18 protein-coding genes are annotated in these 22261 nt (G+C 42.1%); 10 read left to right on the top strand and 8 right to left on the bottom strand.

The genetic code is table 11. The annotated features are described in order from the left end of the window. The first annotated feature begins 33 nt into the window (after window positions 1–33). The 9 genes from lysA to serC are packed head-to-tail and all read left to right on the top strand — an operon-like array spanning window position 34 to window position 10187. Window positions 34–1239, top strand: coding sequence for a diaminopimelate decarboxylase (gene lysA, locus OFO00_RS05680; protein WP_270859694.1), 1206 nt, complete (start codon window positions 34–36; stop codon window positions 1237–1239). After that, window positions 1239–2315 (top strand): prephenate dehydratase, encoded by a 1077-nt coding sequence (pheA, locus tag OFO00_RS05675; RefSeq protein WP_270859693.1) that lies wholly within the window; start codon window positions 1239–1241, stop codon window positions 2313–2315. The genes lysA and pheA overlap by 1 nt, the downstream gene beginning before the upstream one ends. Continuing rightward, the gene (gene hisC, locus OFO00_RS05670; protein WP_270865237.1) at window positions 2315–3415 is read left to right on the top strand and encodes a histidinol-phosphate transaminase; all 1101 of its coding nucleotides are present in this window, start codon (window positions 2315–2317) and stop codon (window positions 3413–3415) included. The genes pheA and hisC overlap by 1 nt, the downstream gene beginning before the upstream one ends. After that, the gene (dxs, locus tag OFO00_RS05665) at window positions 3415–5265 is read left to right on the top strand and encodes a 1-deoxy-D-xylulose-5-phosphate synthase (protein ID WP_270865236.1); all 1851 of its coding nucleotides are present in this window, start codon (window positions 3415–3417) and stop codon (window positions 5263–5265) included. The genes hisC and dxs overlap by 1 nt, the downstream gene beginning before the upstream one ends. Window positions 5266–5320: 55 nt before the next feature. After that, window positions 5321–5731 (top strand): Fur family transcriptional regulator, encoded by a 411-nt coding sequence (locus OFO00_RS05660; protein WP_270859690.1) that lies wholly within the window; start codon window positions 5321–5323, stop codon window positions 5729–5731. Between the two features lie 48 nt (window positions 5732–5779). Then, entirely contained in the window at window positions 5780–7198 is a 1419-nt protein-coding gene (locus OFO00_RS05655; RefSeq protein ID WP_270865235.1) for a CYTH and CHAD domain-containing protein, read from the top strand. An 8-nt stretch (window positions 7199–7206) separates the two neighbouring features. After that, window positions 7207–7923, top strand: a complete 717-nt coding sequence (ubiE, locus tag OFO00_RS05650) for a bifunctional demethylmenaquinone methyltransferase/2-methoxy-6-polyprenyl-1,4-benzoquinol methylase UbiE (RefSeq protein ID WP_270859688.1) — start codon at window positions 7207–7209, stop codon at window positions 7921–7923. Beyond that, the gene (gene xseA, locus OFO00_RS05645; protein ID WP_270865234.1) at window positions 7916–9085 is read left to right on the top strand and encodes an exodeoxyribonuclease VII large subunit; all 1170 of its coding nucleotides are present in this window, start codon (window positions 7916–7918) and stop codon (window positions 9083–9085) included. The genes ubiE and xseA overlap by 8 nt, the downstream gene beginning before the upstream one ends. 16 nt (window positions 9086–9101) lie before the next feature. Continuing rightward, a complete protein-coding gene (gene serC, locus OFO00_RS05640; protein ID WP_270865233.1) occupies window positions 9102–10187 on the top strand; it encodes a phosphoserine transaminase in 1086 nt (361 codons plus the stop codon). Window positions 10188–10735: 548 nt separating this feature from the next. On the opposite strand, the gene OFO00_RS05635 is transcribed toward serC, so the two are convergent. Next, window positions 10736–11314 (bottom strand): PAS domain-containing protein, encoded by a 579-nt coding sequence (locus tag OFO00_RS05635; RefSeq protein ID WP_270865232.1) that lies wholly within the window; start codon window positions 11312–11314, stop codon window positions 10736–10738. 148 nt (window positions 11315–11462) lie between these two features. On the opposite strand from OFO00_RS05635, the gene OFO00_RS05630 reads away from it, so the two are divergent. Beyond that, window positions 11463–13364, top strand: coding sequence for a hypothetical protein (locus OFO00_RS05630; protein WP_270865231.1), 1902 nt, complete (start codon window positions 11463–11465; stop codon window positions 13362–13364). A 2-nt stretch (window positions 13365–13366) separates the two neighbouring features. On the opposite strand, the gene OFO00_RS05625 is transcribed toward OFO00_RS05630, so the two are convergent. The 7 genes from OFO00_RS05625 to OFO00_RS05595 all read right to left on the bottom strand — a co-directional run bounded on the left by OFO00_RS05625 (window position 13367) and on the right by OFO00_RS05595 (window position 22260). After that, window positions 13367–14611: a hypothetical protein gene (locus OFO00_RS05625; RefSeq protein ID WP_270865230.1), complete on the bottom strand. Its 1245-nt coding sequence runs from the start codon at window positions 14609–14611 to the stop codon at window positions 13367–13369. Between the two features lies 1 nt (window position 14612). Further along, window positions 14613–16568 (bottom strand): DnaJ domain-containing protein, encoded by a 1956-nt coding sequence (locus tag OFO00_RS05620; RefSeq protein ID WP_270865229.1) that lies wholly within the window; start codon window positions 16566–16568, stop codon window positions 14613–14615. Then, window positions 16568–17242, bottom strand: a complete 675-nt coding sequence (locus OFO00_RS05615; protein ID WP_270865228.1) for a hypothetical protein — start codon at window positions 17240–17242, stop codon at window positions 16568–16570. The genes OFO00_RS05620 and OFO00_RS05615 overlap by 1 nt, the downstream gene beginning before the upstream one ends. A gap of 166 nt (window positions 17243–17408) precedes the next feature. After that, the gene (locus OFO00_RS05610) at window positions 17409–18506 is read right to left on the bottom strand and encodes a hypothetical protein (RefSeq protein ID WP_270865227.1); all 1098 of its coding nucleotides are present in this window, start codon (window positions 18504–18506) and stop codon (window positions 17409–17411) included. 12 nt (window positions 18507–18518) lie between these two features. Beyond that, window positions 18519–19265 (bottom strand): tryptophan synthase subunit alpha, encoded by a 747-nt coding sequence (gene trpA / locus OFO00_RS05605; protein WP_270865226.1) that lies wholly within the window; start codon window positions 19263–19265, stop codon window positions 18519–18521. Further along, entirely contained in the window at window positions 19258–20439 is a 1182-nt protein-coding gene (trpB, locus tag OFO00_RS05600) for a tryptophan synthase subunit beta (RefSeq protein ID WP_270865225.1), read from the bottom strand. Before trpB ends, trpA begins: the two co-directional genes overlap by 8 nt. 141 nt (window positions 20440–20580) lie before the next feature. Then, window positions 20581–22260 carry an ammonia-forming cytochrome c nitrite reductase subunit c552 gene (locus OFO00_RS05595; RefSeq protein WP_270865224.1) on the bottom strand — a complete coding sequence of 560 codons (1680 nt, stop codon included), beginning with the start codon at window positions 22258–22260 and terminating at the stop codon, window positions 20581–20583. Window position 22261 lies beyond the last annotated feature (1 nt).

Here is a 22261-nt window from a genome sequence, read left to right as displayed (position 1 = left end):
AAATGCGCAAAATTTTTTACCGAAAGAAAATATATGAATTACAAAAATTTAGTCTCAAAATACGGCTCTCCGCTTTATGTTTATGATTTCGACGAGATTACGAAAAATTATGAATTATTAAAAGGTGCATTTGCAGCGCGCAAATCGCTAGTTTGCTTCGCTATTAAGGCAAACTCGAATTTAAGCATTTTGCAACACTTAGTAAGGCTAGGAAGCGGGTTTGATTGCGTTAGTATCGGCGAGGTCAGACGCGCGCTACTAGCTGGGGCAAATTCGTATAAAATCATATATTCAGGCGTGGGCAAGCAAGATTATGAGCTAGAAGAGGCGTTAAAAAGCGAAATTTTATATATAAATTTAGAGAGCGAAGCCGAAATGTATCGCTTAGAAAAAATCGCGCAAAATTTGGGCAAAACCGCTAGGATTAGTATCCGCGTAAATCCAAATGTCGATGCTAAAACCCACCCATACATTTCTACTGGACTTAACGAAAACAAATTTGGAGTTAGCATTGATAATGCGCGCGCTATGTATCTTTACGCTAAAAAGTCTGAATTTTTAAATCCAGTTGGGATCCACTTTCACATAGGCTCGCAGCTAACTGACATTTCGCCGATCCATGACGCAGCGAAAATCGTCAGCGATCTTTTGCGCGAACTGCTTGCAGCGCAGATTGAGATTAAATTTTTCGATATCGGCGGAGGGATTGGAATCCGCTATAAAGACGAAAAACAGGTTAGTTTGTATGATTATGCGCAAGGAATTTTGGCTGTTTTAAGTGGCTTAGATGTGACGATTACATGCGAGCCTGGCAGGTTTATCGTAGGAAATGCGGGCGAGTTTATCACTAGCGTTTTATACGAGAAATACAACGGCGCCAAACGCTTTGTCATCACAGACGGAGCTATGAACGATCTAATCCGCCCGAGCCTGTATCAAGCCTATCACGAGGTCGTAGCGGTGCAAAAAGAGGGCGAAAGCTCGCTTTGTGATATCGTAGGGCCGATTTGCGAGAGTGGCGATTTTTTAGCCAAAAATGTAAATTTGCCAAATTTAGACCACGGCGATATTTTGGTGATAAAAAGCGCAGGAGCGTATGGGTTTAGCATGTCTAGCAACTACAACACGCGCCCGCGTCCAGCTGAGGTGGCTATTAGCGAGGGCAAGGATCGTTTAATCAGAGCCAGAGAGAGTTTCGAAGATCTCGTTGCAAACGAAAAAAAATATATGGAAGAGTGATGAAAAGCATAGAAGATTTACGCGTAGGGATTGATAAAATCGACGATGAGATTATTCGTTTGATTGATTTGCGTATGGATTATGTTAAAAAAATCGGCGAATTAAAGCAGACCACAGGAAGCGCCGTGTATCGCCCAGAAAGGGAGCGTGCGATAATTTCTAGGCTTGATGGCGTCAAACTTAAAAATTTAAATAAAGAGGCCATTGAGGCAATATTTTTTGAAATTTTCTCAGTTTCTAGAAATTTAGAAAAACCGCAAGTCGTAGCGTTTTTAGGGCCTTTTGGCACATATACTCACCAAGCAGCCAAGGCCAGATTTGGCGCGATTAGCACCTATGAGCCACTCTCAAACATCGAGGCAGTGTTTAAATCCCTAATCACCAAAGAGGCCAAATACGGCGTCGTGCCCATAGAAAACAACACCGAAGGCGCAGTCGGCGTGACGCTGGATTGTTTGCGCAAATACCAAGAGGTCAAAATCGTAGCCGAAATTTATATGGATATCCACCACTCTTTGGTTACAAACTGCACGCAAACAGCCGAGATTACGCAGATTTTTTCTCACCCGCAAGCCTATAATCAATGCTTGAAATTCTTAGACGATCACGGACTTAGCGGGGTTAAATTTACAGCCACCAAATCCACTGCCAAAGCCGCGCAGGCAACGCTTGAAACCCCAAATTCAGCAGCGATTTGCTCTAAAATCGCAGCCGAGCTGTATGGCGTGCCTGTAATGTATGAAAAAATCGAAGATAATGCAAACAATCGCACGAGATTTTTCGTGCTAAGCGACTTCAAAAACCAAAGAAGTGATCGCAACAAAACCAGCATTTTGGCTAAAACTGATGATAAACCGGGCGGTTTAGTGGAGTTACTTCAAATGTTTCGCAACGAGGGGATAAATTTGACCAAATTAGAGAGTCGCCCGATTAAATCGCATGATTTCAAAAGCGTATTTTATATCGATTTTGAGGGGCATATCGACGATGAGGGCGTGATTAGAGTGCTAGAAAATGCCACTCGCCACGCCCATGAAATAACTTGGCTTGGAAGCTATTTAAATGGAGATGAATAATGAAATTTAACAAATTTTTGGACGATTTGAGTAATTACGAGGCTGGAAAGCCAATCGAGCTAGTGGTGCGCGAATTTGGCGTGAAGAAAAAAGATGTGCTAAAACTAGCTAGCAACGAAAATCCATTTGGATCTAGCAAAAAAGCGCAAAAAGCCATTAAAAAATGCGCCGCCTCCGCTCATCTCTACCCTGATGATAGTATGTTTGAACTAAAAGACGCGCTAGCGGCGAAATTTGGCGTAAAAAGCGAAAATATCATAATCGGCGCAGGTAGCGATCAAATCATCGAATTTGCCCTTCACAGCGTTCTTAGCAAGGGTTTTGCGATACTTCAAGCAGGGGTAAGCTTTGCGATGTATGGCATTTACGCAAGGCACTGCGAGGGCAAAATTTATAAAACCAAAGAAATTTCGCACGATTTAGAGGCGCTAAAATCGCTTTACGAGGCGCATAAAAACGAGATAAAAGCGATATTTTTGTGTATGCCAAACAACCCTCTTGGCGAGTGTTTGGACGCTGAGAAAATTTACGAATTTATCGCTAGCGTGGATAAGGACACCCTCGTCATCATCGATGCGGCGTATAATGAGTTTGCCACATTTAAGGACAAAAACAAGCACTTAGATCCTAAATTTATAAGCGAGCATTTCACAAACGCCCTCTATCTTGGGACATTTTCTAAGGCGTATGGGCTTGGGGGTATGAGAGTGGGGTATGGAATTGGCGATAGTGGAATTATTAGTGCGCTTTATAAACTGCGCCCGCCATTTAATATCACCACACCGACCTTAGCGGCAGCGATTGCGGCACTTGGCGATGATAAATTTGTGCAAAAGACCTTGCAAAACAACTTTCAGCAGATGAAAAAATTTGAAAAATTTGCCACCAAAAACGGCATTAAATTCTTGCCAAGTTATGCAAATTTCATAACATTTATGCTAGGTGATAATCAAAACTCAACCCAAATTTGCGACGCACTTTTGCGACAAGGTATTATTTTGCGAAATTTAAAGAGTTATGGATTGAACGCGATTCGCATTACAATCGGGCTTCCGAAGCAAAATTCGCGCGTTTTTAAAGCCTTAAAAGAGTTGTTATAGTGGATATCAAAAACAAAAGCCTAACCGAACTTAGCGAGCTTTGTGAGCAAATTCGCACCAGAATCGTCGAAGTCGTGAGCCAAAACGGCGGTCATCTTAGCTCAAACATGGGCGCGGTCGAGGCGATAGTGGCTATGCATGTGGTTTTTGATAGCGCAAAAGATCCATTTATCTTCGATGTCAGCCACCAAAGCTACGCGCATAAGCTTCTAACTGGGCGTTGGGAGGAGTTTGGCTCTTTGCGTAAATTTGGCGGACTTAGCGGATATACTAAGCCTAGCGAGAGTAAGCATGATTATTTCGTAGCTGGACATGCTAGCACCTCGATTAGCCTAGCTGTGGGCGCAGCAAAGGCGATCAAACTCAAAGGCGAGGATAGGGTGCCTGTGGTGCTAGTAGGGGACGGCTCGATGAGTGGGGGCATGACTTATGAGGCGATGAACGAGCTAGGGGATTTGCATTTGCCTTGCGTAATCATACTAAATGATAACAAAATGAGCATTTCTAAGCCAATCGGCGCATTTAGCAAGTATCTTAGCCAGATGATGGCGGGCGAGACATATCAAAAATTTAAATCGCGCATTAGAGAGCTTTTATCTCACGCGCCAGAGAGTGCTACATACATGGCAAGGCGCTTTGAAAACTCGCTAAAACTCATAATTCCTGGCATGTTTTTCGAGGAGCTTGGCCTTGAATACATTGGCCCTGTTGATGGACACAACCTAGGCGATCTAATTAGCGCATTTAGGGTCGCAAAGAGTGCTAAAAAGCCAGTAATCGTGCATATCCAAACAATCAAAGGCAAAGGTTATAAAAACAGCGAAAACGACGATGGCAACTGGCATGGCGTGGGAGCTTTCGACATAAAAAGTGGCGAATTTAAGAAAAAATCGGGCGCGAAATCAGCTACAAAAATTTACCAAGAAGCCCTTTTAGAGCTAGCGCAGGCTCACTCTGATGTAGTTGGCGTAACAGCTGCTATGCCAAGCGGGACTGGGCTAGACGCACTAATTGAGCGTTTCCCTGATAGATTTTGGGATGTGGCGATTGCCGAAGAACACGCCGTAACCTCAATGGCGGCAATGGCAAAAGAGGGTTTTAGGCCATACATTACGATATATTCGACCTTCATGCAGCGCGCGGTCGATCAAGTAATCCACGATTTAGCGCTTATGGGCTTAAACGCTGTAATCGCCATGGATAGGGCTGGAATCGTGGGCGAGGACGGCGAGACGCACGAGGGTGTGTTTGATATAAGCTTGTTTAATGCTATACCAAATTTAAGTCTGTGTGCGCCGTGCGATGAGGCGAGTTTTAGGGCTTTGATGAGGTATTCACACGAGCATAAGGGGATTTTGGCGATTCGCTATCCACGCGGAAGCTTTACAATGCAAAGCTTGGAGCCAAATTTCGGGCAAATTCCTGAAATTTCGCCATTAAAATCGAGATTTATCAAAGAGTGTGAGAGTAGCCAAATCGCATTTATCGGCTATGGAGATAGCACCGGCAAGGCGTGCGAGGTAGCAAAAATCCTAAATGATAAAATGAGCGTAAATATCGTTGATTTGGTCTTTGTAAAGCCACTGGATAGAGAATTTTTACTAAATTTAGCGAAAAAAACCAAAATTTGGTTCGTATTTAGCCAAAGTATGAAAAAAGGCGGTGTGGGCGAAATACTAGGCGCGTTTTTACAAGAGGAAAATATTCAAAATGTAAAAATTATTTCTTATGAGTTTGAGGATAAGTTTTTGCCACATGGAAGCACCGCAGATGTGGAGAAATCGCTAGGTTTAGATGCGCAAAATTTCGCAAAGGTAATATCAAATACAAAAAATTATCAATTAGTATAATTTTGGTTTAATATTTTTTGCATATAATGAGTAAATTTTATCTAAGGACGACATTATGACACATGTAGATTTACTCAAAAATTGCGGGCTCAAAGCCACGCCACAACGCCTTTGTATCCTAAAAGTGCTAGACCGCCACGAGCACCCAAATATCGACTCGCTTTATGACGGGATTAAAGAGGATTACCCATCAATCTCGCTTGCTACGGTTTATAAAAATTTAAATAGATTGCTTGATGAGGGCGTGGTTGTCGAGGTAAATACTCCAAACCAAAAGCCAAGATACGATATCTACAACACCCCGCACATGCATGTCGTTTGCGAAAAATGCGGAAATGTCAGCGATATGTTTATGGGCGATATTTTTATGGACGATATGCGCACCAGCGTCGAAAAACAGCTTAAAAATTTTGTCCGCAAACTAAATATCACAGCCACAGTTGAAGACTGCGAGTTTTGTAGGTAATATAAGCTTAAATTTGCTATCATTACCCATTTTATTTTTGGAGTGGGTATGAAGACAAAGCGCAAATTTCTACTTTATGATAGGGCGATTTTATTTGCATTGCAAGATGCTGGCGTCAAACTTCGCAAAAGCGATGTTAGCTGGTTTTATACATCATTTTCGCCCGAAATTTACTATGTCTGCGAAAACAATACCTTTACGCTTCATCATAAAAAAGAAGATCTCATCCGCGAGGCTTTAAAATTTAAAATTTCCAAAGACGATTTTAACGAAGCCAAGGCCGATATGCAGGGCGAAATGGTGCAAAAATGCCGTTATGGCTTTGCGAATTCTCAGGCTGATTTTCACCTAGAAATTTATTCTGGTAGGCTATCTACGCTAATCACGCTAGTTGCGAATTTCAAAAGCGAAGAAGCTAGCAAGAAGTTTGATTTTATCAAAACATTTGGCGAACACGAATTTTTAGATATCAGCGATGATTTTCGCTACAAAACACGCTATTTAGCGCGTTTTGGTAAGCCTTGCGAAAAGCTAAATTATGGATTTGCCAAAAGCGTGTTTGAAAAATTTGACGATATGAAATTTCAAATCCCGCCATACGCCGATAGCGCGCAAAGTGCTGGCGTGATTTTTGCCAAAATTTATTCGCAAATTTTAAAATCGCACGATGAATATATGTGCGCCAAAGATGAGGAAGCGCTTCATAAATTTCGCATTGCAATGCGCAAAATGCGGGTTATGGTGAAATTTTTCGCTCCGCTTTTCGCGCCAAAAATCACTGATGAAATTTTAACTCATCTCAAAAACATCGTCGGCAAAACAAATCAAATGCGAGATATCGAAGTATTTAGCAAATTTTTGGTGCAAAACTCCGCCCCGGCGCACTTTGGAGCGCAGATGGACGCGCTTGGGCGCAGTATCAATGAGCGCACAAAAAGAGCTTTAAGCGACGCTGAATTTGATAAATTTAGGGCTAAATTTGAGGATTTTTTGAAAAATTTAGGCGGAATTTACCTTAGCCCAGAGTATGAAAAAATCGCCAAAAAATTTATCTCAAATCGCCTAAACAAGGCGTTAAAAGCCCTTAGAGGCGTGATTGGTGAATTAAACGAAAAAAGCGAAATCGCCAAATTTCACGACGCGCGAATTTATCTAAAAAAGGTCCGCTACGAGCTTGAATTTTGCGCTAGGATTTATGAGAGCGCTAGGATTAGCGAGGCTTACAAGCAGGTAAAAATCGCGCAAGAAAGCTTTGGCGCGCTCCAAGATGTGAGTATTTGGCAAAATTTCATCGCCATGTATCAAAAAGCAAGCGATAAAAACGACGAGAGTTTTAAATATCTTTTAGCTCTAAATAACGAGCTAATTGCCAAGACAAAGTCCCTAAAAAGCGAGATTTTAGACCACAAAGATGAGTTTTTAAAATCCATAAAAAAAGCAATTGCAAAAATCAAAATATACAGATAGGAAAAATCGTGGAAAAACAAGAAAAAATCATAAAAATGTTCGATGAAATCGCGCCTACTTATGACAAGGCAAACCGCGCAATCAGCCTTGGCGTGGATACTTCGTGGCGCAAAGCAGGCGTGGGAGCGGCGCTTGAATACTGCAAAAACAAAAGCGTAAAAATCGCCGATGTAGCGTGTGGAACTGGCGATATGATTAAAATTTGGGAGGAATTAGCCCCAAAACACGGCGTTTCAATCGAGCAAATCATAGGGATTGACCCAAGCGTGGGTATGCTAGGCGTAGCCAAAGAGAAATTCAAAGATCATACCTTTATCACGGCAACAGCGACGCAAACGACGCTAGAAAACGCTAGCGTGGATATCGTAAGTATCAGCTATGGCATACGAAATGTAGTGGCCTTAGATGAAGCTTTGCGCGAGTTTAATCGCGTGATAAAGCCAGGCGGCTTAGTCGTGGTGCTAGAATTTACCAAAGCCCAAAACGGCGGGTTAGTATTTAAAATGCGCGATTTTTATGTCAGCAAAATTTTGCCATTAATCGGTGGCGCGATTTCGAAAAACAAGGAAGCTTACGAGTATTTGCCAAGCTCAATCGGCAATTTCCTAGACACCGCAAGCTTCAAAGAAAAGCTCATAAATTCGGGCTTTGAGCCACTTGTGATAAAGGGATTTAGCTTCGATGTGAGCACGCTTTTTATCGCCAAAAAGGTGCGCGATGCTTAGCGTCAGCGAAGTCAATGAAAAGGCCAAAGCGCTACTAGAAACGACCTTTGCTGGTATCGAGGTCGAGGGCGAGATCTCGAAATTTAGTGAGCAAAGCATAAGCAAACACTGGTATTTTACGATAAAAGACGAAAACTCAGCCCTTAATTGCGCTATGTTTCGCTTCGCTAATCAAAAGCTAAATTTCACGCCAAAAATCGGTATGCGTGTCGTGCTAACGGGCAAACTTACGATTTATCCAGCCTCAGGCGCGTATCAAATCCAAGTAACGCAAATGCGCGAAGCTGGGGCTGGCGAGCTAGAAATGCGCTTTAATGCGCTTAAAGAAAAGCTCTTTGGCGAGGGGCTTTTCGACGCGTCGCGCAAAAAACCGCTTCCGAAATTTCCGCGCCATATCGCGCTTATTACGAGCGCAGGATCGGCTGCGTGCGCGGATATGCTTAGAGTAGCAAACGATAGATTTCCTATGCTTAAAATCGATATTTACAACTCTTTGGTGCAAGGAACTAGCGCGCCAAGCTCGATCATATCGGCACTGCGCAGGGCTGATAGCGCTGGGTATGATGCGATTATTATCGCAAGGGGCGGTGGTAGCAAAGAGGATTTGTGGTGCTTCAACGACGAAATGCTCGCTCGCGAAATTTACGCAGCGCAAACGCCGATAATTTCGGCTGTGGGGCACGAAATAGATTTTAGCATAAGCGATTTTGTCGCAGATCATCGCTCGCTCACGCCAACAGCGGCTATGGTGGATTTATTGCCCGAAATTTCCACGCTTTATCAGAATTTAGACGGCGCGGAAAATCAGCTACGAAAATTTATAAACGAAAAAATCGCAAATTTGCAAAATGAACTTAAAATGCGATATTTCGAGCTAAAAAGCAAGTCCGTGGATACCAAAATCACGCAAAATTTATTAAATTTGCAAAATTTAGAGATTAAATTTAAAAACACAATCAACGCCAAATTTGCAAATTTAACTCATCAAATCGAGCTAAAAAACGAAATTTTAAAACAAAAAGCAAGCTATTTTGAGCTTACCAAAGATTTAGTACAAATCCAAAAAGATGGCAAAAAAATCAGCCTAGAAGAGCTACAAAATGGCGATAAAATCGCGATTGTATCGCAAAATGCTAAAAAAGTGGCGCAAATATTAGATTAAATTTCAAGGAGGCAAAATGAGTAGAGTTATTAATTTCAGCGCTGGTCCTAGCACGATCCCGCTAAGCGTTTTAGAGCACGCTAAGGCCGAATTTACCGACTACAAGGGTCATGGATATTCGATTATCGAGATTTCTCACCGCACTAAAATTTTCGAGGAAGTCCTACATAGCGCAATGGCGCGCGTAAAACGCCTCTATGGCTTTGGCGAGAATTTCAAAATTTTGTTTTTGCAAGGTGGTGGCAGTTTGCAGTTCGCGCAAGTGCCTATGAATCTCATGACAAAAACAGGCTACGCCGAATACGCAAATACCGGCAACTGGACGAACAAAGCCATAAAAGAGGCGGAAATTTTAGGCATAAATCATCGCGTAATCGCAAGTAGCAAAGAGAGCAAATTTGACCATATCCCAGAGGTTAAATTCAGCGACGACGCCGATTATGGCTACATTTGCTCGAATAATACGATTTATGGCACGCAGTATAAGGCTCTACCGAAGTGCAAATGCCCGCTAGTCGTGGATAGTTCAAGCGATTTATTTTCTAGGCCTGTGGATATTTCAAGTGTGGGGCTGTTTTATGGCGGTATCCAAAAAAACGGTGGCCCAGCAGGCGTGACAATGGTGGCGATCCGCGAGGATTTGCTTGATAGGGCTGATGATACCAGCACCCCTATGATTTTGCGCTACAAAACCCAAGCAAACGCCGATTCTATGTATAATACCCCAAATACCTTTGGAATTTATATGCTTGATTTGATGTTAGAGTGGATCGAAAACGAAATCGGAGGTCTAGCCAAAATGGCTGAGCGCAACGAGCAAAAGGCCGCGATTTTATACGAGGCAATCGACGCGAGCGGCGGATTTTACGCTGGGCATGCGAGAGCGGATAGCAGGAGCTTGATGAATATTAGCTTTAATATCGCAAGCGGGGCTGAGGTTGAGGCGAAATTTATTGATGAGGCTAGCAAGGCTGGTATGATTGGGCTCAAAGGGCACCGCGTGCTAGGCGGAATCCGCGCGTCGCTGTATAATGCAATCACGGCAGAAAATGTCAAAACTCTCGTGGAGTTTATGAACGAATTCGCCCGTAAAAACGGCTAAATTTTAAAATCCAGGCTAAATTTGGCAAAGGCTAAATTTAGCCATTTTCTTCAAATTCCGCTAGCGCAAACTTCAAAATACTGAGCCGAATTATCCCTTTGTCTTTAATTTGTCATTGCAAGAGAAATGCGAAGCATTTCAGTTAAATAAAACCAGCTAAATTTAGAAAAACGCAGTTTTTCTAAATTTAGCCACTTCTAAGGTTTTACAGGGGTGGGGGTTGGTAAGGGGGAGGGTAGCGTCTCCTAAAAAGCGCACCCTCCCCCTTACAGAGAATTTCAAAATTTAGCCTAAAATTCAAAAAAATCGTTCAATGCTAAATTTAGGTTGAATTTTACTTTGAATTTCCCTAGATTGCTTCGAAAACTTCGTTTTCTCGCAATGACAGCAAATTTGGCGCAACGAATTTTAAATTCGTAGATTGCCACGCGCTTTTGGCGAAGCGTCTTAACGCTTCGCTTAGCGCTCGCAATGACAAATTGAGCAAATTCTTGCAATGACAAATCAAACGCGCGTTTGCTTACAACGACAATGAATAATGCAAAATTTCAAATTTCGCCGCGGTTAAAGATATTTCTCATCGTGCGGAAAAAATTATCGGTAAATGTATCTTTGCGTAGCGTTAGCTCCAAAATCCACTCTTTGTAAGTTTTGCCCTTGCTAGTTAAAAGCTCGTCCAAAATTTTCTTGCTAGCCTTAATCCCGCCTGTTTTTTCAGCCTCCAAAAGCTTGGCATAAATCGGCGCGATTGTCTCAATTGCAGAGCGAGGCGGAGCCTTGCGATATGCGGTATGCTCGTAAATCTCGCCACTTAGGGGATCGCGATATGGGCGAAACTCTGTCATCACCCAATAATACCGCCCGTCCTTGGCTAAATTTTTAACCAGCGCGATAAAATCGTGCCCTTGATTTATCTCGTCCCACATCATTTTAAAGGCGAGGCGTGGCATGTCTGGGTGGCGTATAATCGAGTGTGGCGAGCCTAGAAGCTCATCGGCGCTGTATCCGCAAATATAGCAAAAATAAGTGTTAGCAAAGGTGATAAAGCCCTTGGTATCGGTTTTGGATACGATGTAGCGATCTGGTTCTAGGCGAATTTCTTCGTTTTTGGGGGTTGGTTTTTTCATTTCGTCCGTTTTCCTTTTTTATAAAGCGATTATAATTTAAATTTGCTTATAAAACAAAATTTTTATCCTAGTTGCGCCTTGGGGCGAAATTTGAAAAATAATAAAGCAAAATTTGATTATAATTAGGGATTAAATTTGAGGCGATGAAATGGACGAAATATACGAAGCACTGATACAAAAATTACGAAATTTAATCGACAAAAACTCTGCCAAGGCTAGCGATTTGCGCAATGCTAGGGGGGATTTTTTCCCTAGCGAGGTCAAAATTTCCATTAAATGGGAATTTGACGGCGAATTTAGCGATGAGGTCGTAGCCGGTGGAGAAAACGCCTCAATCCATTTTGGCAAGGATAGAGCGGGGTTTGAAGCGCATGCAAGCGAGTGCATGAGCGAGGCCAAAAACAGCCAAAAACTGCATGAAATTTTACTTAGCTCGCTAAGAGAGGGCGCAAATTCGGCAATCGCAAGCGCGCAAGCACAGCAAAGGTATTATTCATTTAGTCCATTTAGCGTCTATGAGGGTTGCGAAAAATGCGCCCAAGAGGGCAAAATCGCCTGCAAAAAATGCGCAGGTTCAGGCACACAAGATTGCCCAGCATGCGAGGGTGCGGGCAAACAGCCGTGCTTTGTCTGCGCAGGCGCAGGTCAGATCCCAGCCACATACATTAAGGAGCAAAGCGACGGCTCTACCAAAATGGTCGAGGGCGTGCAAACCTGCCAAAAATGCGGTGGCGCGGGCTATGAAGAGTGTCAAAAATGCAGTGGCACAGGGAAATTGAAGTGCAAAGCCTGCGACGGGGCTGGTTGGAGCGATTGCGAAGTATGCGCTGGAAATGGCTTTTTTATCCGCACTAGAAGTGTTTGCGCAAATGCAAGTGCAAGCGCTAGAATCGGACTGCGCCAAATCGCTTATAATGATGAATTTTTGGCGTATTTGTGCGCGCAAAATTTAGAATTTATTTCCAGCAAAATCGCCTTTACCCAAAGCGGGGAAGAGCTTAGCGAAAGTGCGTGCGAGGCCGAATATATCGGCAAATGCAAGGTGGTCGAGCTAAGGTTTGAAATTTTTGATAAAAATTATGTTATGGTGGGCTTTGGCGATCCGCTTAGTATCTTTATAAAGCCTAAAATTTTCGATGATTTGTTCGCTGATGACGCCATAAATTTGGTCAAAATTCAATCCCAAGGCGGTATGAGTGCGCGTCAGGCTTATGGATTTTTCGAGAAATACTCTGCCCAGCCCGTGCTTGATAGCGCGATGAAAAAAATCGCTAGCGCGCCAAATCCTAGCGAGGACGAGGCTGTAAATATCGTAAAACGCTCATGTGAGGGCTTCATTGGCGATGAAATGGCGCGAAATATGAGCGCGATGATAAGGGGCTGTTTAGATAGGGTCTCGCCTACGCACTCGCGCGCTGTGTGGGGCGTGCTAGGCGCGATAGTGTGGGTGCTAGGCGCGCTTGGGGCGTGTGGATTTATGGCGGGGGCGCTAGGCAAGAGCGCGCTAGTGGGGATTTTGGGCGCGTTGTGTGTTTTTGCTCTGGCTACGAGCGTGTGCGGTGCGGTGCTGTGGGGGCTAAGTAGCGTTTGGACGCTGATAAAACAGCGCGAAATCCCAAGCGAATATCGCAGAAGTCTGCGAAATCGCCCTGCGTTTGTGAAATTTGCGAAAATTTTGGCTGTTTTTGTGCTAGCAGGGGGCGTGTATGGGGCGCTGGCGGCTAAAAACAGCGTCCCAAAAATTGCGCTTGCGGGCAAATTTGAAAATTTAGCCAGCCAGCTGTGCGCGAAATTTGGCTCGGAAAATACTGCGAGCGCGCCCGTGGCGATAAAGGACGAGGGCAATTTCACCGTCGTGATAATCCGCGACGCAAACGATAGCGCAAATATCAGTCAAAAAGAGAAAATCCTCTTTATCCAAAAGGCTGTCGGAGCCAAGCAAGACGGGATTTTCGGGCGCAAAACCCGCCAAAGCGCGCAAAAATTTATCGAGCAGAATTTAACCAGCGTAGATGAAATTTACGAGGCTGTGAAAAAGAAGCAGGATTAATATTAATTCCATTGATAATAAGTTTTTAAATCCGTTAAAAAGGCATTGCAAAAATTTTTTATCAAATTTTCGGCAATATTATTGTTTAAATTTTTAAGTGTTATAAATTTGTATGCTATGAGCGTCATAAGCTGATTTACACCAAATAGCGTAGGTTTAATTTCTTCGTAAATTTGTTGAATAAAAAATTGATTTGCCCTTCTATCGCCATAAAAAAACATAGATAAAATTTCACGCGCCTCATTGTCAATTTTGCCATAATATATCTCATAAATTTTCTCGGCGTATTTTAAAATTTTATCGGCGACTGAAATGTCAGAATTCTCGCAATTATAATCTAAAAGGGTATGAAAATTTTCTCTGAAATGTTTAACTACTTCATCTGGACGCCCTTGAAATTGATTGGGTGCGGTTCTAGCAAAAATATCAATCGCTAAATTTGAAATTTGTGTTTGGCTTAAATTTAGAGTTTCCACTTCATCTAACATTTTTAAAATCAGCTCTTTTGCTTTTTTGTCTTTGCTAAATTCTGGCGCAAATTCGATAGTTTGCGCAAATTCTTCATCGTGGAAATTTCCATAATCACGAAACATTTTATGGTCGGCAAAATTTTGATAGTTTCCGATTTGGTGTTTGTGGATAAAATTTGCCACGACAAAAAGCACAATCGGTGCCCTACAAGCAATTTTTTCTTCGCCTATTAATTCCATTATAAGAGCACTTGCAAGGCTTGCGTTTTGGTTTAGGATATTGCTTTCTTCAAGGTTGCTTTGTGCTACTCTTGGCACAACCCCGCTAGCACCAACAAAGGCTTTAAACATAAAACTTTCGCTATTTGCAACAGAAAAAATTCTAATCATATCGCGCACGAAATCAATCTCTTTTTCCCTTGTTGTCGTATTTTTTTCTATACAGCCAAGATTGTATTTCGCGCTCATAAAAATGGCATAGATTAAAAACGGCGTGATTTTACGGTCATAGTGTGAGCCTTTTAAATAACCTGTGATTAAATTTGGGATTTGCGGATTTGGGTATTTTATGACGATAGCCCCGTCGTCTATAATTCTTTTGAAATCTTGCATATCGAGATACTCTATATCGCCAAGAATTTCACGGATACTCTCAAATTTAACATAAAGCGCCATTTCATAGCACAATCTGCTCAAATACCCGTCGATGTCAAATCCGACTGAAAGAGTGCCCTTTAAATAGTGATTTTCCCAACCTTTGCCGATATAAATTTTCATATCATTTCCCCATTTTCTTTTTTATTTTTTCATAAGCAGTATTGATTTCTTGCATACGCTTTGTAGCGGCGGCTATTTCTTCATTGCTAGCATTTGCAAATCTATCCGGATGATTTTGGCTTGCTAGTTTTCGGTAGCGTTTTTTAACCTCATCAAAAGTGGCGTCTTTGCTTAGTCCTAGCACCTCGTAAGGGTCCGGCTCGTCTGCATCCTCATCACCCTCATTGCCAAAATCCTGCCTAGTTCGGTTAGAATACTCATTTCCATATATTTGCCAAAAAATTTTATATAAAACTTCTCTTTCTATATGGTCTATACCAAAGGCTTGGAAAATTTCGGCAAATAGCCGTTTTTCATCCGCGCTAAATTCTCCGTCTGCATAAACCATGTGCAAAAATAAGAAAATTATATATCTAATCTCTGTTTTGCTTGGGTTAAATTTGGCTTTGTATGATGAAGCCATAGCATATACATTTACATTGCCTGCTAATGCCTTTATGTGGATTTCCAGCAGAGCGGCTGCTTCGTCATCATCGTTTGCTACAAATTTTATAAATCCCCCTATAACACCTACTTCTTGTTTGTCTATTTTACCATCGCTTATCATTAACTTTGTCAAAATGGTGACTAAATACACAGCCTCGTGTAAGGTAAAATATCCCTTGTATTCGTCATCATCTAAGTCATCGTCTAAATCATCATCGAAATTTTGATTGTTCGAATTTGCATTATCCCAACTGCTCGAATTTTGCGAGCTGGAATTTTGCTTGTGCGAAAAATTTTCATTTTTGTTTTTCTTGCCAAAAATTTCCTCGGCACTACTGCCTGAGCTTTCGTTGTGCGAATTTGCGAAAATCATGCAAGTAACGACAAAAAGAACTATTATGCCAATAATTATTAAGGTGTTTTTTTCTTGTTCTTTTTCTTTTTCTTTTTCTTGCGCTTTTCTTTCCTCTCTGGCTCGCCTATCATTTTCGATTTGGCGTTGCTCTTCTTCGCTTTCTCTACTAATTCTTTCATTTTCTTTGCGAATTTGCTCGCTTTCTAGCTCTTTTTGGCGTCTTGCTTCGGCTAGTTCTCTTTCCTCTTTTTGCTTCTCTTTGACGCGAATTCTATCTTGCAAATTCCGTAGTTCATCACATGCTTTTTTGCTGCCAAAATCACAAGCCCCCATTAAAATAGTTTGCGCCATATAATCATCTAGCGCGTTAATTTCATAATATTTGGCTAGCAAAATACAATCTTGCGCATTTCGACTATTGCAACCTGTGCGCAAATTATCCAAAACTTTCTCGCAACCCTTAGCGTAGCCTAACTCGCAAGATTTGCGATAATTATCAAGTGCTTTTTTGTAATCTTGCCCCTTATCATTAAAATCTCCGAGCTTATAGCACGCTTCGGCATTGCCATTTTTGCAACTTGCTGAGTGGTTATCTTGGCTTGTAGTTTTTGTGTTTTGGTGCTCTTGTGCCTCTTGCTCTCGCCTTTTATTCCCTTCAATTTCATCTGCTAAATCACAACCTCTACGATACTCTAATTTGCAAGCTCTTTTAGCATAATACAGAGCAAGTTTATCGTTTTTTATTTGTGCAAATATGCCTTGATGATAAATTTCTGCGACCTTATAGCACGAACCCCAATCGTTACTATTTTGACAACCATTTATAAATATGTTAAGAAAAATATCACAAGCATTTTTTGAGCCAAGGTCGCATGCTTTGTTATAATATTCGTTCGCGATATAATAATCTTGCCTTGCACCTTTACCATTTTCATACATATGTCCAAGCATATAGCAAGCATTTGCGTTTTTTATATTGCAAGCTATGATATAATTATCCTTAGCGTCAAAAAAATCACGATTATTGTAGTAATAATTTCCGCGCCTTTCATATTCGTCACTATTAGCACCAAAACACAATGCAAAAAATATCGCCAAAAAAGCAAAAAATCGCATTAATAGCCTTTTTCTTGCAAAATTCTATAATAATCACAACCCTCTTGTGAGCGATTATCGCATGCCATGCCGTAGAATTCTTTGGCTTGTTGTGGCATATTTGAATTTAGGGCATAATTTCCTAAATTTATGCAAGAATTTGCATTGCCGCCTTTGCATTGATTGGCTAGTATATTCATTTGGTTTTGTAAATTTTGCTGTGCAAATGCGTTGCTTTGGTTTGTTTGTGTGTATGCAGGTTGGGCATATTCATCATCTAGTGCTTTGGCACAACCTAATTTATTATAGTTTTGAGTTATTAAATTTTGCGCTGTAATCAAGGCTTCATATCGTCGGCTTGGATTTTTCTGAGCAAAATCAGCTAGCCCAAAAAGTGCATTTCCTAAATTGGTCTCAACCCAGTCTAATTCACCTGTTTTACAAGACATACCAAGTTCCCTAAAAAAGCCTGGATAATCGCTTAAAAAATCTATCATTGTGTCTTTTGGAACCTCGTATTTGCGATTATTAATCCACCTAAATTCATTATCATATATAGAAAAATTTGAATTTGTTTGATAGCTCGGTGTTGGTGCGCTATAAACATTATGATTATAAACTTGTTCATTTTTATCCGCGCACCCAGCCAAAATAAAGACAGAAATTCCCATTAAAAAGATTTTAAATTTTTTCATTTTTACAAACCTTAAATTTGATTAAAATTCGCCTAATATTCTACCCCCCCCCCTGTTAAAAAGTGCTGAATTTAGGGAGTAAATTTGAAAAATAAAAAAATTTAAAATTTTGGAATTTAAAAGTAAAAAAGGCGAAATTTAGCCAAATTTCGCCCTGGATTTAGAATTATTCGATGATATTTGAGTTTTTTAGCACGACAAGGTGTTTTTTGCCGTTAAATTTCAACACCACAGCGGTGCTACTTTCGTCGATTTCTTTGACAAACTCGACGCCGATATCGCTAGGGCTTGCGCTCACGCTCTCTTTGATTTCATTTCGCAAAACGCTTTCAAAGGCTGAAATTTTATCGCTTTTAGCCTCCAAACGCTCTTTAAGCTCCGAGCTAAATGAGCTTTGCGGGGCAGTGTTTTTCGGCGCAGTATTTTGAGAAGCGCTGTTTTGTGGGAGTTCCTCGAATTCTTCTTCGAATTTTTCTTTCATTTCATCGTCGCGTGGCTCGTATTCCTCCGCCATGACTTCCTCTATTTCGTCGCTTTGGGCTAGTTCTTGCCACGATTTTTCGCTCTCTTGGGTGAAGGATATGTTTTGGGCTACTTCGTCGCTGATTTCATCGCTAAATTTCGCCTCAAACTCATCGTTTCTACGCTCACCACCTTGCGCGCCTGTATTCTCGCTCTCGTCGCTACTTTGGCGTTCTAGCACAGATGAGTTGAACTGCTCCCAAGTATCATCTATGCTTTTGCGCCCTTTAAATCCCTTAAATTTGCGCACGAGCACCATTACTGCGCCGATTAGTAGCAAAATGACAATGCTAGGCAGTATCCAGCCAAGGCCAGAATTTGAGCTTGGCTTTTCTTGCTCGGTTTCGCTTTGGCTAGGCGAAACGCTCATTTGGCTTTGGTCGAAATTTGGGTTTTTGATATTGATCGAGAGCTTTAATTTCGCGTCTTGCGAAATCGCATTTGCGATTAAATTTGCCCCTGTGGGGAAGTTGATTTCGACATTGTTGCCCTTAGGCGCGATAGTAAATCCGCGCAAAACCTTTTGGTTGGTGCGCATTTCGTTGTATTTCTCTTCGCTGCCTAGGTTTTTTAGCACTAGGCTCATAGACTGCCCGTCGATCGTGCGCGTGATATCTGGCTCATACGATGAGTCGAAAGATAGCACGATATCGACGCTGTCGTCGTTGTTGAAAATTTCGTATTGTAATAAATTTGCCCCGAGGGCGAAATTTGCAAGTAAGATTAAAAGTAGTTTTCTCATTTTTTTCTTTCTTTATTCAAATAAATTTGCGATTTGTTTTTGTAGCTCGGCTCCGCTAAATTTCGCGCACAAATTCACAATCGCAGTGCCGATTATCGCGCCGTCGGCAAAGGATTTGATTTCTGAAACATTTTCTTTGGTGCGGATTCCAAAGCCAATAGCCACTGGCAAATCGCTCATTTTATGCAGGTCGGCGACCATGTTTTTTAGCCTATCTAGCGGGGTTTGCTTCGTGCCTGTTACGCCGATCGCGCCCACGCCGTAGATAAATCCGCTCGCTCTGCTTAAAAGCCTCGTGGCTCTATGCTCGCTAGTAACGCTAATTAGCGGGATTAGGGCTAGGTTAAATTTTTGGCATAGAGCGAATACTTCCTCGTTTTCCTCAAATGGCAAATCAGGGATTATAAATCCGCTAATCCCGTACTGCGCGGATTTTTCGATGAATTTTTCCACGCCATAAGCGAAAATTAGATTGTAATACACCAAAAAAACTAGCGGTTTTTGCGTCTTTACTTCGCCTAAAATTTCAAACACCGTGTCTGTGGTAACGCCATTTTGCACGGCGCTAAAACTAGCGTTAAAAATATCTTTGCCATCGGCGATTGGGTCTGAGTATGGTATGCCGATTTCTAGCAAATCAAGCGCGCCAGCGTCTAAATTTGATAAAAATTCCTTCGTGTGCGCCACGCTTGGGTATCCTGCGACTATGTAGCCGATATTTGGCTTTTTGCCCTTAAATGCGCTTGCTATCTTATCCATAGATTGTTCCTTTTTGATAATTCATTACGGTGTTCATATCCTTATCACCGCGTCCGCTGACATTTACGATTATGGTTTTTTTCTCTTTCAAATTTGGGCAGAGTTTTTCGAGATAGGCTAGGGCGTGCGAGCTCTCAATCGCAGGGATAATGCCCTCTAAACGCGAGCAAAGTTTAAGCGCGTTTATGCACTCATCGTCTGTGACGGCGGCGTATTTGGCGCGAGCGATATCGTGCAAATGCGCGTGCTGTGGGCCCACACCCGGATAATCAAGGCCTGCTGAAATGCTATGGACCGGGTCGATCATGCCGTATTTGTTTTGTAAAACGATAGTTTTCATGCCATGGATTATGCCGGGTTTGCCCTTTGTGATAGTCGCGGCGTGATAAGGTGTATCCACGCCAAGTCCTGCTGCTTCGACACCGATTAAATTTACGCTCTCATCGTCTAAAAATGCAGTGAAAATCCCAATCGCGTTGCTTCCGCCACCCACGCAGGCGATGACGAAATCAGGCTTTATGCCAAGTTCTGCGGCTTGTGTTTTGGCTTCGTCGCCGATAATGCGCTGGAAATCGCGCACCATAGCAGGGTATGGGTGCGGTCCCACAGCCGAGCCGATGACATAAAATACGCTTTCAATCTCATTTACCCATGCTTGAATTGCCGCTGTGGTGGCCTCTTTGAGCGTTTTTAATCCGTCAGAAATGGTGACTAAATTTGCGCCAAGTAGCTTCATACGAAATGCGTTTAACTGCTGTCTAGCCGCGTCAGTCTCGCCCATATACACATCGCACTCCAAGCCCAAAAGTGCCGCAGCTGTCGCAGTCGCCACGCCGTGCTGACCTGCGCCTGTTTCTGCTATGACCTTTTTTTTGCCCATTTTTTTGGCGAGCAATGCTTGGGCTAGTGCGTTGTTGATTTTGTGTGCGCCAGTGTGGTTTAGATCCTCGCGTTTGAGATAAATCTCATGCCCGTAATGCTCGCTAAGGCGCGTAGCGTGGTAAAGCGGGCTAGGGCGACCGGCGTAGTTTTTCAGCAAATCTGCTAGCTCGTCTTGGAATTCTTTGGTTTTTGAAATTTTATTGTAAGCTTCCTCTAACTCTTCTAGCGCAAACATCGCAGTTTCTGGGACAAACTGCCCTCCAAATGCGCCAAAATATGCCTTTGCGTTCATAAGCGTCCTTCAAAAATAAAATTTGGCGATTATACAAAATTTAGCGTTAAATAGTGCTTTTGTGAAGGTTAAATTTTAAAATTTTAGGGCAAAAAAAATGCCCCGATTGCTCGGGGCAGCTGAATTTCAATCAATCAAAGATTATTTGAAATTCATATTTTTGATATCCTCATCAAGCTTTCTTAGTCTATCAGATGGATCGATAGCTGTTGGAGCTTTGTGAGTTGTGATAACCTCTGGCTCAGGGATCTCGTCTGCGTTTTGGCGTAGAGCGATTGTGATACCGTATGGAGCTAAGGCATTAACAAGTGCTGCTTGACCCTCTCTTGCGATAGTTTGGCATTGGCCTACGATTCTGCTTGCTTCTTGTGGAGCGTGGAATCCGTAGCTGTTCTCGCTAAATCCGAAGTCCCAGCGGATGTGAGCTTTTCTGTGGTAAGCTAGAACATCTTTTAGTGCCTCGCTGATAGCTGCTTTTTGAGCGTCAGCATCAAGGCCTGAGAATTGCTCGTGTTTAGCTAGCTCTTCGCGTGCTGTAACGACATCTTGGATAAATGCCATTAGGTTGTTTTCGCATTTTCTAAGCTCGAACGCATAGCGATTTTGGATAAATGAAATTCTATCTTTTAGCTCTTGCTCGCTTTGCATGTGGCAAGTTTTGCAAGCACCAGTGATGTCAGCATAAGGTGTTTGGATAGTGTGATTTGTGATTTTCTTAGCACCTTCGCGTTTGTATGGCATGTGGCAATCTACGCATGTTACACCGCTTCTAGCGTGGATACTTGTAGAGTATAGCTCTGCTTCTGGGTGTTGCATTTTGACGATTGGAGCGTCAGTTAGTTTGTGTTTGTAGTCGAATTTGAACTGACCATTTGCAGCTTTCTCATCGTAGTATTCATCGAAATTCTCGATTTTGAAAGGCTCATCTTTTTTCCATTTAGCCCATGGGAAAACTAGTGTAGAGTTCATGCCTGGATAGTATTCGACATGGCATTGCATACAAACATAGTTTCTCATCTCTACTCTTGTGCCTTTGATACCTGATTTAGGATCTGCTTCATAACCGCGCTCAACCATTGCATTTACAAATCCTGGGCGAGTTACGCGCAAACTCATATCATCTGGGTGGTGGCAATCTGCACAGGCTGAACCTAGTTGAGCGCCGCCGTGAGGATCTTCACCGTGTTTTTTAGTGATCATTTTAACAACATCGAAGTATGGGATAGAGTTCATTTTTGTCCATGCTTCTTTTTTGAATACGCCATTTTCTTTGTCATTGTCGAAATAACCCATTGGTTGGTTAAATGACTCTGGGCGAGTAGCTGGATCGTGTAATTCTTTGTAATCAGGATCGCTCATTATAGCCATGATATGACCGCTGTGGCAGTTCATACAATACCCTGGTTGGCCGTTAAATTTAGGCAATCCGTGAGAATTTAGATACTCTTTGTTATTGCGTTTAGTCTCCATTTGATCTATTTGTGAATAGTAGTGAAGTCTTGGGCGATTGTAATCTACCGCAAACGCATAGCCTTTCCAAAATACGCTAGCAGCTGGGAAGCGGCGAAGTTTTGAGTATGGTAATGAGCCGGCCCAATCAGTCTCGAAATTTATGTCTTTCATTTTCAAAGTCATATCAAGATGGCTTGGGAAATTTTTACCCCACTCTTGGATATTTGGAACAGTATCGTCGTTCTTAGTAAGCATTAGCGGATATTCTCTATCCTCATTTTTTTTACTGTTAATGTCAGCGAAAAGCGCAAGGACGCCAGCACCTGCAAGTGCCGCGATGACAAAAACGGTAGCAAAAAGTTTTTTCATT

Source organism: Campylobacter sp. VBCF_04 NA7 (assembly GCF_027737405.1).
In the GTDB taxonomy this organism is placed as follows: Bacteria; Campylobacterota; Campylobacteria; order Campylobacterales; family Campylobacteraceae; genus Campylobacter_B.
The sequence above is the reverse complement of the archived record's forward strand: the minus strand, read 5'-3'. Positions and strand labels throughout refer to the sequence as shown.